This window comes from Rummeliibacillus sp. TYF005 (assembly GCF_003844195.1).
Taxonomy (GTDB): domain Bacteria; phylum Bacillota; class Bacilli; order Bacillales_A; family Planococcaceae; genus Rummeliibacillus.
Window position 1 is genome coordinate 299,829 of the sequence record NZ_ML122542.1, and the last position, 14,840, is coordinate 314,668.

A 14,840-nucleotide genomic window follows, 5' to 3' on the forward strand; every position below is an offset into this window, starting at 1 on the left:
TATATGAGTTAAAATCTCAAATTTTTAACATACATTTCTCGAAAATGCTCATAACTCCTTCAATTAATCATAATGGTAGTTTATATCTATTTTTATGTTGAATAGAGTTATTTTGTTGGGTATAGTTGATTATAAATAAATATTTGATAGGGGATAAAAGTAATGAGTATTAGTAAAAAACTATATTCTGTCTTTTTTATATTAATAGCGTTTATAGCAATTGTTGCAGTTACAGGATATATACAATTAATGAATGTCAAAAATACTTATTCTAACATTTTAAATGACCGAGTAGCGAAGATTACAGAGGTAAAGGATGTACAATATGCTTCAGCGATGCAAGGGGTATATATGCGATCTTATGTATTAGATCCGGAACAAGGAACACTAGATAATCTAAAAAAACAACAGGAAATTATTTCTACGAAAGCAGACGATCTTTCAAACAAATTTTATACAGAGAATATGAAGCAAGAACTTCAAATTATTGAGCAAAATCAAGAGAAATTTTTGGCAAGCTCACAAAGCATTATTGATATGGTGAAAAATGATAAACACGATAAAGCACTTGAAATAATTGATAGTGGAATTCGACCAGCAAATGAAGCCATTCAAACGAGTGTAGACAAAGTTGTCGATTACCAAACGGAACAAATAAAAATAGGTCAACAAGATGCGGAAGCAAAGATACATAAAGGGATTACGTTTATGATAACTATAGCTCTAATCGCATTGTTAGTCGCAATTGCGTGTGCATTGTATATCACAAAAAATATCTCTAAACCGGTAAATGCATTGGAAAAAGCTGCTTCAACAATTGCAAAAGGTGATTTAACAGAACCAGATATCATTGTAAATTCTAAAGATGAGATTCACTCTTTAGCGGAATCATTCAATAAAATGAAGAAAAGTTTACAAACAGTAATCTCTAACGTAATGGCAAACGTTGAACAAACGACAGCTGCTGCGGAAGAACTTACAGCTAGTACAGATGAAGTGGCTACAGCTTCACAAGATGTAGCGAAGCAATTGAGTATGATTAATGATGGGGCAAAATCAGCAGCTGAAACTGGGAAAGAAAGTGCAATAGCAGTAGAAGAAACTGCAAGTAGTGTACAAATGATTGCAAGTTCTACACAAGAAGTTCACGGTGGCGCTATAGAAGCACAAACAGTTGCTAAACAAGGCCATCAAACATTACGTACTACATTTAAACAATTAAAAGTTATCCAAGAATCATCAACAGACACAAAAGAAAAAATTCGCAAGTTAAGTCAACAATCCGAAAAAATTGGTAATATCACAAAGGTAATCACAGCAATTACAGACCAAACAAATTTACTAGCTCTCAATGCAGCTATTGAGGCGGCACGTGCGGGTGAACATGGTAAAGGATTTGCAGTGGTAGCAGATGAAGTTCGAAAACTTGCAGAGGAATCTAAAAAATCTGCAGAACAAATTGTTCGTTTAACAGATATCATTCAAAAAGACACAGTAGATGTAGAACAAGCGGTTGAATTGACAGTATCGAATGTGAATGATGGCGTTGATTTAATACATGAAGCACAACAATCATTCAATGCAATCTTAACTTCTGTTGATACAATGGCTCAAAAAGTGGAACAAGTATCAGCTGCTACACAAGAAGTATCAGCTGCTTCCGAAGAAGTTGCTGCATCCGTTCAAGAAATGTCACAATCAGCAGATATGGCAGCAAGTAGTACTGAATTAGTTGCAGCAGCAACGGAAGAACAAGCTGCGACTATTGGTGAAATCAATTCAGTGGCAAAAGCACTGACATCTAATGCTATTCAACTACAAGAGCAAGTACAACAATTTAAAGTTTAATAAGTTGAATGTTTCAAAATGGAGGGGATAATTTTATCCTCTCTTATTTTTTTATTTAAAAATAGATTTGCTGCGATCAAGTTCCATTCTATTAAGTTTATTTAGAAAAGCATTTTCAATAGGTATAAAAGTGCTACTTTCTCCATAACTTGAACTATATAAGAATTGATAAGGTTTATTCGTTCAATATACAAAAGATTAAAGGGGAATATATAAATGCAACCAACTATTCTTTATGAAAAATGGCAAGCAGCAAATCTCCCGCGCTATTTAAAACAGGCGCTTTCTTCTATGAAAAATAATCCGGCTGAGATAAACGATTGCTTCTATCAATATCTCCAATTTGGTACTGCGGGAATGCGTGGTTTATTGGGGGCTGGGACTAATCGCCTTAATATTTTCACCATTAGACGTGTAGCGTTTGGTCTAGCACAAACAATTGCTTTCCACGGTGAAGAAGCCAAGCAACGTGGGGTTGTCATCTCCTATGATAATCGCCATTTTTCCAAGGAATTTGCGATAGAAACGGTGAAAGTGTTGGGTGAATATGGGGTAAGGACTTTTATGTTTTCCGAGACGCGACCAACACCTGAGCTATCTTTTGCCATCCGTCACTTACAAGCGTATGCGGGGGTGATGATTACGGCTAGCCATAATCCGAAAGAGTATAACGGATTTAAAGTTTATGGAGAAGATGGGGCACAACTAACGCCAGATCATGTCGGGATGATTGTTCATATGATGGACAATGTCGATGATATATTTGCGATTCAAGTAGCTGATCTCGAAGAATTGAAGCAAGCTGAACTTCATTCGGAAATTTTAGAGGATATTGATAAAGCTTTTCAGCAAAATTTACAAACGATTTCGGAACGCTCTAATGTAAAAAAGGATTTATCCATCGTTTACACACCCCTTCATGGAATTGGGTATATCCCAGTCATGCAAGGGCTAACAAACGCAGGTTTTACAAACGTTCATGTAGTAGAACAGCAAATTATTCAAGACGGTGATTTTCCAACGGTTACATATCCAAATCCAGAAAGTCCAGCTGCTTTCGAAATGGCCATTGCATTAGGGAAAGAAGTTTCAGCGGATTTACTATTAGCAACAGATCCAGATTCCGATCGCTTAGGTGTTGCGGTTCGAACAAAAGATGGCTATGAGTTGTTAACAGGCAATCAGGTGGGGGCTTTAGTGACTGATTATTTAATTCAAGCAAAACTAGAAAAGAATACATTACCGTTTAATGCAATTTTGATCAAAACAATCGTCACTTCTGAACTAGGCGCAAAAATTGCAAGCCGTTACAATATCGGCACTATTAATACTTTAACAGGCTTTAAATATATTGCAGAGAAAATCCATGAATTTGAGACAACCAACAACTACAGCTATTTGTTTGGGTATGAAGAAAGCTATGGTTATCTTGTGAAAAGTTATGTACGAGACAAAGATGCGGTCCAAATGGCAGTATTGATCGCAGAGATTGCAGGATATGTTGCAACGAAAGGACAGACACTATTAGATGCCCTAGAGGAGTTGTACCAAATATACGGCTATCACCGAGAAGCACTCGTGTCAAAAGTATTCAAAGGGCAAAGTGGCCAACAACACATAACCACCATCATGGAATACTTACGTCACCAATCTCCCAAAAATATTGCTGGTATAAACGTAAATTGTGTAGAAGATTACTTAACAGGCAAAGCAAATTTTGCAGAGGGTCATAGCGAAGACTTAACCTTACCAAAAGAAAATGTCTTAAAGTTTAAATTAGAAGATGAATCTTGGATCGCTATCCGTCCATCCGGTACAGAACCAAAGTGTAAATACTATTTCGGTGTAGTAGGAGAAACTGCGGAAATTGCCGATAAAAAGTTATTAGCGATTCAAGAGGCCTTTGAAAAGCTGAACGATGAAAGTTGTTGAAAAATTACTAAGCTGATAAATCCCCCCTGTCTGTATAGATTTGGGGTTTTTATTTACAAAAAATGAGATTAACCATAGTATCTTTATAATATTCGGTTAACAGTTTCTTCTAAATAGTATATACTTTCAGAGGAAATAAATTTAGAGATTAATGAGTCGCAGTTTAAAGCTATGTAGAGTAAAAAATAAAAAGTCGCATACAAAAATGTAAATTTTTATGAATGCAGGTGAAGAAAAAGTGCAATATAAACGTAAAGAATCATTTCGACATGTACTTGAACGAGATGTAATGGCAAAGTGTAAAATTTCTTCTGTAAACAAAGAGGAGAAAGTATTAGTAGAAACTAAACTTTGCCGTTTGGTAGACCTGAGTCCTAGTGGTGTAAGGATTGCAATACCTGACAGTTTACCGATGGACGAACATCCATTAAAAGTGGAGTTAAACTTTATGCTCTATGCAAAACCAATTTCTGTAGAAGGTATGATTAAGTGGAAAAAGTTACAAATGGATGATTATTTATATGGTATTGACCTAGAAGCAGATGAAGCGTTAATGGAATTAATTATTTCAGAATTAAAATTACGAAGACGCCAAGAAGTGAAAGAGAATATATAGAATGATTACGGTAGTTCTCACAAAAGAAATATTCTTTGTGAGAATTTTTTATGTAAATTATTAAGTTTTTATCGGTATGTAATGAAATTACTTCTCCTCTAAAAATGTAAATGCTAAAGCCGATATTAAGATTATAAAGATTGTAAAGATTTTTGTTTAAAAAAGCTAAGTGTAAAATTACTATAATAATAGATTTAGAAAAGGGAGGATTCATGTGCGTTTCAAATCATTCGTTTCAATGGGTGTAGCGGCTGTGTTAATCGTACCGACGCTTATAACAGCAGCAAATCCAGAGTTAGCATATGCAAAAACATCTTCAAGTACTTCAAAAAAAATTAGTGCAAAAGCAAAGTCAGTAATTGCAAAAATCAAAGCCATCGATCCTAAAAAATCTAACTATGTAACAAAAACAAAATCAGCAGTCAACGCATATAAAAAGCTATCTAGTAAAGATAAAAAGATGGTCTACAACTATGGAACACTAAAAAAACATTGGACTACTGTACAAAATAGAAAAGCAAAGCAAGTAATTACAAAAATCAAAGCGATTAATTCAAAAAAATCAGATTATGTCCTAAAAACAAAATCTGCCTTGAGTGCCTACAATAAACTATCTAAAACCGACAAAAAGAAAGTCACAAACTATTCAACACTCAAAAAACACTGGAAAAAAATCCAACCATACCTAAAAAAAGTCGACGCATTCAACAAAAGTGTCGCAACCTTAAACAAAACAAATTTCACAACCAAATCAGTAGCCCTAGAAAAGCAATACGACAACCTAGACAGCATCACCAAAGCAGCAGTCCCAAGCACAACACTGAAAAAACTAAGTTATTATTCAGATGTCGTTGAAACAAAAAAATTGGTGTTTAGGACTTTAGAGGCAGGTTCGACTCCTGCTACACCTACAGCTGATTCCACAGATGGCTCAGTTATTTTAAAAATTATCAATGCTTACAAAAAGTTAACTGGTGCACAACAAACATTGTTAAGAGATTTGTTGGATGACAATCATGAAAACGAAGAAAAAAGACTTGATAGATATTTAGCTTTAGAAGATGTAGTGAAAACTGCAGTTGGTATTGAAAAAAAATATGCGGCTTTAAAACCAGCTAATACTACTAAATATGCTAAGGATTTAGTAGCTTTATATAAAGAATATAATGCTACTGCTGCTGAACCAAAAAGATATATGCCTCATAATAATGAAATTGCTAATATTGGAAATGTATATAAACAGCAAATTGATGATGCAAAAACATTCACAGATATAATCGACAAATTAGATGCTGGAGCTATTCCTACAAATACTGTTATTGATACGATTAAAAATCTTGCACCATATACAGTAAAGGGTATATCTGATTCTAACTCTAACAATCCAACAGTAGCGCCAGTCGATTTAGCTGATACGAAAGTTGTTGCGGCGTATAACAAATATAAGCCAATACCAGAAATTGTAGCTCGATTTAGTCAACTGCCTTTACTAATAGATGTAACTGCAGGAAGTCTATTATCTTCTGAAGTTTCTAACATGGCAGATTTACTGGCACAATATAAAAAATTAGGCGCTAATCAAAAAACGATTGTTCAAGACTTAATCCCAACTAAAAGTGACTATCTGTCAGAAGATAAAAATATCTCAACTGCACAAGCCATTGATAAAAGCTATGATTCAGCATTAAAAAATAAGAATAAACCATCTTATTACAATGACCTTATAAAAGCTTTCAATGCTTATGATAATGCTTTATTAGAAGTACAACGTTTTGTTGTGAATGCGGCTGCCATTAAAGGTATTCCAACTAGGGATGATTATAAAGATGCATTGGATAAAGTAAAGGATTTTAAAGATAAAGTAAATGTAATACCAAACGCTACGAATCCTGAAAATGCTATCGCTACCGCTACAGCTGCCTATAATACGGTTGCCGCAAATCCAGCATGGTTAGCGCTTGTAGATAAAACTGTATTGAAGACGTATAACGAGTATGCAAAAGTTCCGGCTGTTTTAAAATCAGTTTCCAAAATATTAGCTACTACACATTACAAACCAAATGATGTGTTATCTGCTATTAAAGATTATAAAAAATTAGGCGAACCGCAAAGGCAAATTGTGGATAATCTATATCCATCATTCAGTAATCTTGTTGAAGATGAGGCAAATATTAAAGAAGCGAAAAAAATTGACGATTCCTACTTAAAACTGAAAAAATCAAGCAAAACCTACCCTAGTGATGCTAAAAAAGTATTTACTTCTTACGATGATGCTACGGATGATGTGAAGAAATATGTGGCAAACGGAAATAAGATTTCTAAACTATTAGACACAATTACAACTGAGCAACAACGTGTTTCTCACTTTGAAGATTTAGTAAAACTTTTAAGCAAGAAAAGTAGCGTAAAAGATGTAGAAGATGCAGTTGATTACTATACTTATCATATTAGCCAGGATCCTAGGACAATTAGTTTAGTAGATAAAGCAATTATGAAAAAATACAACCAATACGCACCAATTTCAGATGTGGCCAAAATGTTTAGCCTTATTAATGAATCAACTGTTAATTCACCAACAGTTACACCAACTGATGCAAAATATATTCAAAAAGTGATTAAAGCGTACAATGCTTTAGGACCAGATCAACAAATGATTATGGATAATGAGAACCGAACTAAATATCCATTTCTAGAAGATGCTGAGGAAATTACAGCAGCTGAAGTCATTGATAAAGCTTTTGAAAAGATTAAACCAACGGATGATAAATATGAAATTGAAGTTCTTGATGTATTTTACAATCTTTATGATAGAGCATTGCCTATTGTAAAAAAATATGTTGCCAACAAGGCAACATTAGAAGAAGTCGGAGAGCGCTATAAACCACAGTTAGATAAAGCAAGAGAGTTTGAAACGATGGTAACAGATATGTCACATGTAAGCCAAAAAGGGAATACACCAGGTGTCTTAGACGTTAGAAAACTTGAAAAATATTACGAAGACAACATTAAATACAACATTATAAATGCAAAATATAATGTAGCACTTAAGACCTTAATTGACCCCGAAATTATGGCGGAGTATGAAAAGTATTTGCCAATTTTACAAATTCAAGATATAGCCAAGAGTATATATGTACAATACGGAAAATTATTAAATTATGACAATAATAATAAGAATCCAATTGGCTATACGGATACAGGTAAGGTAGGTGGTACACCTATCAAAATTACAAATCCAAATGATATTAATAGTATTTATAAAGCGATTGAGCTTTATAATAAATTAGAGTCTCCACAACGCGCAATACTTGATAAAGCACCAAAATACCTTGGAGACCATGAATATGAAAAGAAATATAATATCTCTTACTCTGGAGATCATAAGGAAGAGGAAGTTGTTCGTCCATCGATTCCATTGAGTGACGATGAAATTAAGAATTTCTTAAAAGCACAAGAAATCGATAAAGCATTCGAAGCTTTAAATCCATCAAGTTCATCTTACCCACTAGAAGCCGTTAAATTGTATTATCAATTTAATAAGGCTGGAAAGAATGTTCAAATCTATGTAATACATGAAAAGGAAATAAAAGATTTTGAAAATAATTATAAAACAGGAAAAATAATAAAAGGATTAGAGGAATTTGTTGTAGCAGTTAATGCGTTAGATAATGATAGTTCGTATAGTGATGTAAAAGCTGTTGTCGATAAGTACAACAACTTAAACGAAGCTCAATTAGCTTTATTAGATAAACCAACTTTGACAAAATACAATAGCTATGCACCAATTGTTAAATTGAATACGTTAGCAGGCAAAGTAAATAACCCTGTGAATGGAAAATACACGGAAGCTGACATAAATATAATGCTACAAGCCATCTCAATTTACAAAAAGCTCGGTAAAGATCCTAAAGCAATCGCAACTAGAGAAGTTGTTCCAAATTATGCCTTTTTAAACCACGAAAAAGAGATTAAAGCTGCCCAAAAAATTGATAAAAGCTTTAAGGCTTTGGATAAGAGTGATGACAAATACGTATCAAATCTTAAAAAAGTGATTAATGACTTTGATAATTTATCTGACGACGCTAAAAAATATGTGATATCAGATATTAATGGTGCAAAAGAATCTTTAGTATATAAAACACCAAAACAGGATGCAGAGGATTTTGAAAAATTAGTTACTGCTTTACTTGATAAGTACCCAATGTACTATAAAGATGTAAAAGAAGTTGTAGATAAATATAGAGATTTAAAATCTAAAGCAAAATCATTAGTAGATAGTAATATATTAAAGACCTACAACAAATACGAACCGATTGTAACGATAGTGGAAACGTTGAAAAATATAGAGCCTAGTAGCGATCCAAGCAACGAGAAAGATGGGTATTATAAAACTATATATCCAAAAAGGGATGTAGGTAGTGAAATTTCAGATGCTATTAAGTTATACGGTAAGCTAGGGGTGGATCAAAAAAATGTTATTAATGATACGACAATTCCTGATCCTCTGAATGCTAATCAATTAGCTCTATTAAAAGAAGCATCAAATATTAAAGCTGCTCAAGATCTAGATAAGAAAATAGCATCCATTAAAAAAGGATCTTCAGGCTATGTAAAAGCCGTTATAGATGCCAATAAAACCCTTAAGGTAATGCCTGGCGAGCAAAAGGTATACCTTCTAAACTCAGATACTCTTAACGGGTACGCCACTACTAAACAAATAGAACAAGCTATTACTGATTTAAGTGACTTTGAAACAGGTGTTGATAATGTTGAAGAGTTATCATCTGATGCACAAAATAATAAACAAAGTATTATTGAGAAATTAGTAGCTCTTGTAGATTTATATAACAAATTAAATACACCGAGATTAATAGATGGTGCTGAAACCAAATTATCTACATTAATTGATCGGAAAAAATTAGCACGTTATCAATATTTTATAGCAGTATATGACATCATGAATTTAATCAAAAAAAATTAGGAATGTGTTCTTAGTTAAGCCTCTTTCGATATGAAAGAGGCTTTTTAGTGTTACAGACGTTCCCTGATACTAGATTAATCAATTTTATCCGCTCTTTCCCCAGATTTATCCGCTAGTTTAAGATTTTTATCCGCTCCCATGATGGAGTTATCCGCTCCATTTCAAAGTGTATCCGCTCTCTCATCAATTTACGTCATTTAAAATGCTTCAAAAGCTGATTTTTCTCCACAAATGTATATGCATTCCTTACTTAAGCATCAAAATATATTCCACTAATTTATAAAAGCTTCTAAATATTTACTTTAATTATTCGATATTAAAAATAAAGGTATTAGACACGACAGTATGTTCATACATATAAGGTAGGACGGTGGATTGGTTGGAATATCGACGCAAGGAATATTTTCGGCATGTTTTAATTCATGAAGTACCGGTTACTTATAGTTTTAAAAGGGATGGAATGATGATCTTTCGAAAAGGACAGATCATCGATATTAGCCCAAGTGGTTTGAAGATGTTTACAGAAGTTGACTTATCTTCTAATAGTGAAATGTATGATTTAGATTTGTCATTTATTTTATTTTCGAAGTCTATCAATGTCAAAGGGGATATTCGCTGGAAAAAGGCATTTGGTGATGGATATTATTATGGCATTGATATGAATAATGTCGAACAACATCAAGAATTGATTATTTCGGAGTTAAAATTGCGACGAAAGAAAGAGGTTTTTGAGGAAAAAAGACAAAATCTATAATATTTCTGTTCAAAAATATGTAAAAAATAAAATGTTTTTTTATGTTTCAAGAAGGGTTTTTTAGGGTAATGTAGAATATGTAAGTATGGTTGAATAAAGGAGGAGTTTACATGCTAACATTTAACATTCGTGGTGAAAACATTGAGGTAACTCCAGCAATTCGAGAGTATGTTGAGTCAAAAATTCAAAAATTAGAACGTTATTTCAATAATGATCTAACAGCTACAGCTAATGTGAATTTGAAAGTCTACAATGACAAAAGTACAAAAGTAGAAGTAACAATTCCGATGAAAAATTTAACTTTACGAGCTGAAGAACGTAATGCTGATATGTATGCAGCCGTTGATTTAATCACTGGTAAACTGGAACGCCAAATTCGTAAACATAAAACAAAAGTAAACCGCAGATTCCGTGATCGTGAAGGTGTGGGTGTGTACTTTGCAAATGTTCAAGCTGAAAAGGCACCTACAGCAGTTGCTACGGATACAGAAGAAGATTTCTCAGTAGTCCGTACAAAGCAATTCTCTTTAAAACCAATGGATCAGGAGGAAGCTATTCTTCAAATGAATCTTCTTGGCCATGATTTCTACATTTACACTGATGCCGACTCTGATGCAACCAATATTGTATATAAACGAAAAGACGGAAAATACGGTCTTATCGAAACAAATTAGTTCATGTGTAACCCCTTATCGGTTACTAATATACAACCCAGCTGTTTAAAATAGACAGCTGGGTTTCCTTTTATGATTTGGAATCTATCTGTAAATGTTTTTTTAACGTATTAGAAACTTCTGTTAACTCATTTGAGTCCATCATATAATACCAAACACCATGAATTGTTTTGCCTTTTCCTTTTTCAAAATGAATTTGTTGGATATTACTTAACGATTCTCTGTAACTTTGCTGCAATTCTTTTATTTGATCAAATGTAAGATTTGTTGAAATGTTATTGCCAAGAATGTCAAATATATTTTGATATTTTAATAATGTCTTCAAAGATGTACCTTCTTCAATAACGGCTTGAATGACTTGTTTCTGCCGATTTTGTCTTCCAAAATCACCTTGAGGATCTTCTTTTCTCATTCGTACATAGGCTAAAGCAGCTTCTCCATCTAAAGTGATGTCACCTTTTTTAAAAGTGTAATTACCTTCTTGAAAAGCCAGTGCATTTTCAACCTGTATGCCACCAACTGTATTAATCACTTGTTCAAAGCCTTCCATATTTACTTTTGCTACGTAGTCAATTGGAATATTTAATAATTTTTCAACAGAGTTCATCGACATCTCGATTCCGCCGAATGCATAGGCATGGTTAATCTTATCTTTTATATTTTTTCCTACTATTTGTGTATACGTGTCACGAGGAATGCTCACCATTAACGTATTATTAGTTTGAGGATTGACAGATAAGACAATCATTGTATCAGAGCGTCCACTATCTCTTTGTCGCTCGTCTACCCCAAGTAGTAGGATGGAAAACGGTTGTCGTTCTTCTAATTCAACGGGTTCTGTTCTTGATATACTGGAATTTCGTTCTACAGGTGTATGAATTTCATCAAAAGTTGACATAGCCTGATCATAAACGGAATAAGCAATGATGCCAGTTATGATTAGAATAATTGTAATAATACCTAAACACCATCTCAATAATCTTCGCATTGTATCTCTTCCTTTCTTTTATTTTCCTATGAAAGTATGTAGAACCTAATCTTCTTCTAGTATTCTCCTTTTTAGTTTATGCGACTAAAATCTTATTTAATCTATTTACCGCTTATTAAAATATGTGGTGATTATAAAATATAGAATTGCTAGTTTCTGCGAGAAAACAGTGAACAATTTACAGAGAAAATAGGCTTTTTTTCTGTGTTTTAAGTGGGAAGTCCTTTCATACAGCAAATAAGAAAGATTAATAGTTATCGTTCGTTTGCACTAAAATATCAAACAGTGTTAAAATAAGGGTTGAGACTATATAGGATGTGAAAATCGATGCCTGGCATATTGAATAAAATTTTTGATCCAAATAAAAAAGAACTTAAACACTTAGAAAAAGTTGCACATGCAGTAGAAGCATTTGCTAAAGATATGGAAAAACTTTCTGATGAACAATTAAAAGCAAAAACAGAAGAATTTTATCAACGTTATTCAAACGGTGAAGATTTAGACAGTATTCGACCAGAAGCTTTTGCCGTTGTTCGTGAAGCCTCTAGACGTGTACTTGGCATGTATCCGTACCCTGTACAAATTATGGGGGGCGCAACTTTACATGAAGGTAACATTGCAGAGATGAAAACTGGTGAAGGTAAAACATTAACATCAACTTTACCTGTATATTTAAATGCACTTACTCATAAAGGTGTACATGTTGTTACTGTCAATGAATACTTAGCTACTCGTGATGCTGAAACAATGCGTCCATTATATGAATTTTTAGGTTTAACAGTTGGCATTAACTTAAATAGCATGTCAAAAGATGAAAAACGTGAAGCTTATGCTTGCGACATTACTTATAGTACAAACAATGAACTTGGTTTTGACTACTTACGTGATAATATGGTTCTTTACAAAGAAGAACGTGTTCAACGTCCTCTTTACTATGCTGTAATCGATGAAGTTGACTCTATTTTAATCGATGAAGCACGTACGCCATTAATCATTTCTGGTCAAGCTAATAAGTCAGCTGCTCTTTATAAACAATCCAATGCTTTTGTTCGTACATTGAAAAAAGATGAAGATTACAATTATGATGTTGAAACAAAAGGTGTTACATTAACCGAACAAGGTATTGAAAAGGCTGAAAGAGCTTTTAATATTGATAATTTGTTTGATTTGACTCATGTTGGTTTAAACCATGCCATCAACCAATCTTTAAAAGCACACGCAAGTATGCATTTGGATGTTGATTACGTAGTACAAGATGGTGAAATTTTAATCGTCGATTCATTTACTGGACGTATTATGCAAGGTCGTCGTTATTCAGAAGGACTTCACCAAGCGATTGAAGCAAAAGAAGGCGTAGAAATTCAAAACGAATCTATGACAATGGCGACAATCACATTCCAAAACTACTTCCGTATGTATGAAAAATTATCTGGTATGACAGGTACAGCTAAAACGGAAGAAGAAGAATTCCGTAATATATACAATATGTACGTTGTTGTTATTCCTACGAACAGACCGATTGCTCGTGATGACCGCCCTGATTTAATCTATGCTACAATGCAAGGAAAATTCGAAGCTGTAGCTAATGATATTGCAGAGCGTCATAAAAAAGGTCAACCAGTTCTTGTAGGTACTGTTGCTATTGAAACTTCTGAGTTAATCTCACACTTATTGTCAAAACGTGGTATTCCTCATAACGTTTTGAACGCTAAAAACCATGAACGTGAAGCTGAAATCGTAGCAGAAGCAGGTCAAAAAGGTGCGGTTACCATCGCAACAAACATGGCCGGTCGTGGTACCGATATTAAACTTGGTGAAGGTGTTCTAGAACTTGGCGGTTTAGCTGTCATTGGTACAGAACGTCATGAATCACGTCGTATCGATAACCAATTACGTGGTCGTGCCGGACGTCAAGGGGATCCTGGTGTAACACAATTCTATCTTTCACTTGAAGATGAATTGATGAAACGTTTCGGTTCTGAAAGCATGAAAAATATGATGACAAAATTAGGTATGGATGATTCTCAACCAATCCAATCTAAAATGGTCTCTAGAGCTGTAGAATCTGCACAAAAACGTGTTGAAGGTAATAACTTCGATGCTCGTAAACGTTTATTGCAATACGATGATGTTTTACGTCAACAACGTGAAATTATCTACAAAGAACGTTATGAAGTGCTAGAAACTGAAAATATGCGTGCATTAGTTGAATCCATGATCGATGAAGTTTTAGTAAATGCTGTTCATTCTTATACTGCAGAAGAAAATGCACATGACTGGAACTTAACTGGCCTAGCAAACTTTGTAGCAGCTAACTTACTTCCTGAAGGTGTCGTAACTGCTGATAGTCTTGCGGGTAAATCTCCAGAAGATATCATCGAATATCTTCGTGCTGAAGTGAAAAAAGAATATGACCGCAAAGAAGAAGAACTTTCTCCAGAACGTATGCGTGAGTTCGAAAAAGTTATCTTACTTCGTGGAATTGATTCTAAATGGATTGACCACATTGATGCTATGGACCAATTGCGTCAAGGTATCCACTTACGTGCGTATGCACAAACAGATCCACTTCGCGAATATCAATCTGAAGGTTTTGCAATGTTCGAAGCAATGGTTGATGCCATCCGTGAAGATGTTGCAAAATATGCGATGAAAGCTGAAATCCGTAGCAACTTAGAACGTGAAGAAGTGGCAAAAGGTGAAGCTGTTAATCCAAAAACTGAAGAAAATGGTCCTGCTAAACGTAAACCAATCCGTAAAAAACAAGAAGTTGGCCGTAATGACCTATGTCCATGTGGTAGCGGTAAAAAATACAAAAACTGTCATGGTGCTATTCAATAGCATCTTAAAAGATTCATATCGTACACTCCCTAAGTTCTCGTAACTTCAGAGTGTCACTTACAAAGGGGCTGTCCGAAAACTCATTTTCGGACAACTCCTTTATGCCTTTCTATAAATGCATAGCTGCTTCATGGAGATGGATGGAATTGAGTTGTGCAAAAAGAAGCGTGAGTTGTGCAAAAGGGAGCCTGAGTTGTGCAAAAGGG

8 protein-coding genes are annotated in these 14,840 nt (G+C 34.1%); 7 read left to right on the forward strand and 1 reads right to left on the reverse strand.

Annotated elements, in window-relative coordinates:
• Positions 1-162: 162 nt before the first annotated feature.
• The 6 genes from CW357_RS03360 (at position 163) to hpf (ending at position 10,805) form a co-directional block, all read left to right on the forward strand.
• Complete coding sequence (locus CW357_RS03360; protein WP_124217337.1) at positions 163-1,848, forward strand: methyl-accepting chemotaxis protein; 1,686 nt, start codon at positions 163-165, stop codon at positions 1,846-1,848.
• A 216-nt stretch (positions 1,849-2,064) separates the two neighbouring features.
• Positions 2,065-3,780: a phospho-sugar mutase gene (locus CW357_RS03365; RefSeq protein ID WP_124217338.1), complete on the forward strand. Its 1,716-nt coding sequence runs from the start codon at positions 2,065-2,067 to the stop codon at positions 3,778-3,780.
• Positions 3,781-4,018: 238 nt separating this feature from the next.
• Positions 4,019-4,396, forward strand: coding sequence for a PilZ domain-containing protein (locus tag CW357_RS03370; protein ID WP_164489533.1), 378 nt, complete (start codon positions 4,019-4,021; stop codon positions 4,394-4,396).
• A gap of 214 nt (positions 4,397-4,610) precedes the next feature.
• Positions 4,611-9,377 carry a hypothetical protein gene (locus tag CW357_RS03375; RefSeq protein ID WP_124217340.1) on the forward strand — a complete coding sequence of 1,589 codons (4,767 nt, stop codon included), beginning with the start codon at positions 4,611-4,613 and terminating at the stop codon, positions 9,375-9,377.
• Between the two features lie 370 nt (positions 9,378-9,747).
• Positions 9,748-10,131, forward strand: a complete 384-nt coding sequence (locus CW357_RS03380) for a PilZ domain-containing protein (protein WP_119415630.1) — start codon at positions 9,748-9,750, stop codon at positions 10,129-10,131.
• A 110-nt stretch (positions 10,132-10,241) separates the two neighbouring features.
• Positions 10,242-10,805: a ribosome hibernation-promoting factor, HPF/YfiA family gene (gene hpf / locus CW357_RS03385; RefSeq protein WP_119415631.1), complete on the forward strand. Its 564-nt coding sequence runs from the start codon at positions 10,242-10,244 to the stop codon at positions 10,803-10,805.
• A 70-nt stretch (positions 10,806-10,875) separates the two neighbouring features.
• Here the strand turns inward: hpf and CW357_RS03390 are convergent, their stop codons facing one another.
• Positions 10,876-11,793 carry an LCP family glycopolymer transferase gene (locus tag CW357_RS03390; RefSeq protein WP_119415632.1) on the reverse strand — a complete coding sequence of 306 codons (918 nt, stop codon included), beginning with the start codon at positions 11,791-11,793 and terminating at the stop codon, positions 10,876-10,878.
• Between the two features lie 327 nt (positions 11,794-12,120).
• Here CW357_RS03390 and secA point away from each other — a divergent pair, with 327 nt between their 5' ends.
• Positions 12,121-14,634, forward strand: coding sequence for a preprotein translocase subunit SecA (gene secA, locus CW357_RS03395; RefSeq protein ID WP_124217341.1), 2,514 nt, complete (start codon positions 12,121-12,123; stop codon positions 14,632-14,634).
• Positions 14,635-14,840 lie beyond the last annotated feature (206 nt).

Excerpts from the sequence above, each read along its gene's own strand:
- CW357_RS03360 (WP_124217337.1), top strand. The coding sequence starts at position 163 with ATGAGTATTAGTAAAAAACTATATTCTGTCTTTTTTATATTAATAGCG.
- CW357_RS03365 (WP_124217338.1), top strand. The coding sequence starts at position 2,065 with ATGCAACCAACTATTCTTTATGAAAAATGGCAAGCAGCAAATCTCCCG.
- hpf (WP_119415631.1), top strand. The coding sequence starts at position 10,242 with ATGCTAACATTTAACATTCGTGGTGAAAACATTGAGGTAACTCCAGCA.
- CW357_RS03390 (WP_119415632.1), bottom strand. The coding sequence starts at position 11,793 with ATGCGAAGATTATTGAGATGGTGTTTAGGTATTATTACAATTATTCTA.
- secA (WP_124217341.1), top strand. The coding sequence starts at position 12,121 with ATGCCTGGCATATTGAATAAAATTTTTGATCCAAATAAAAAAGAACTT.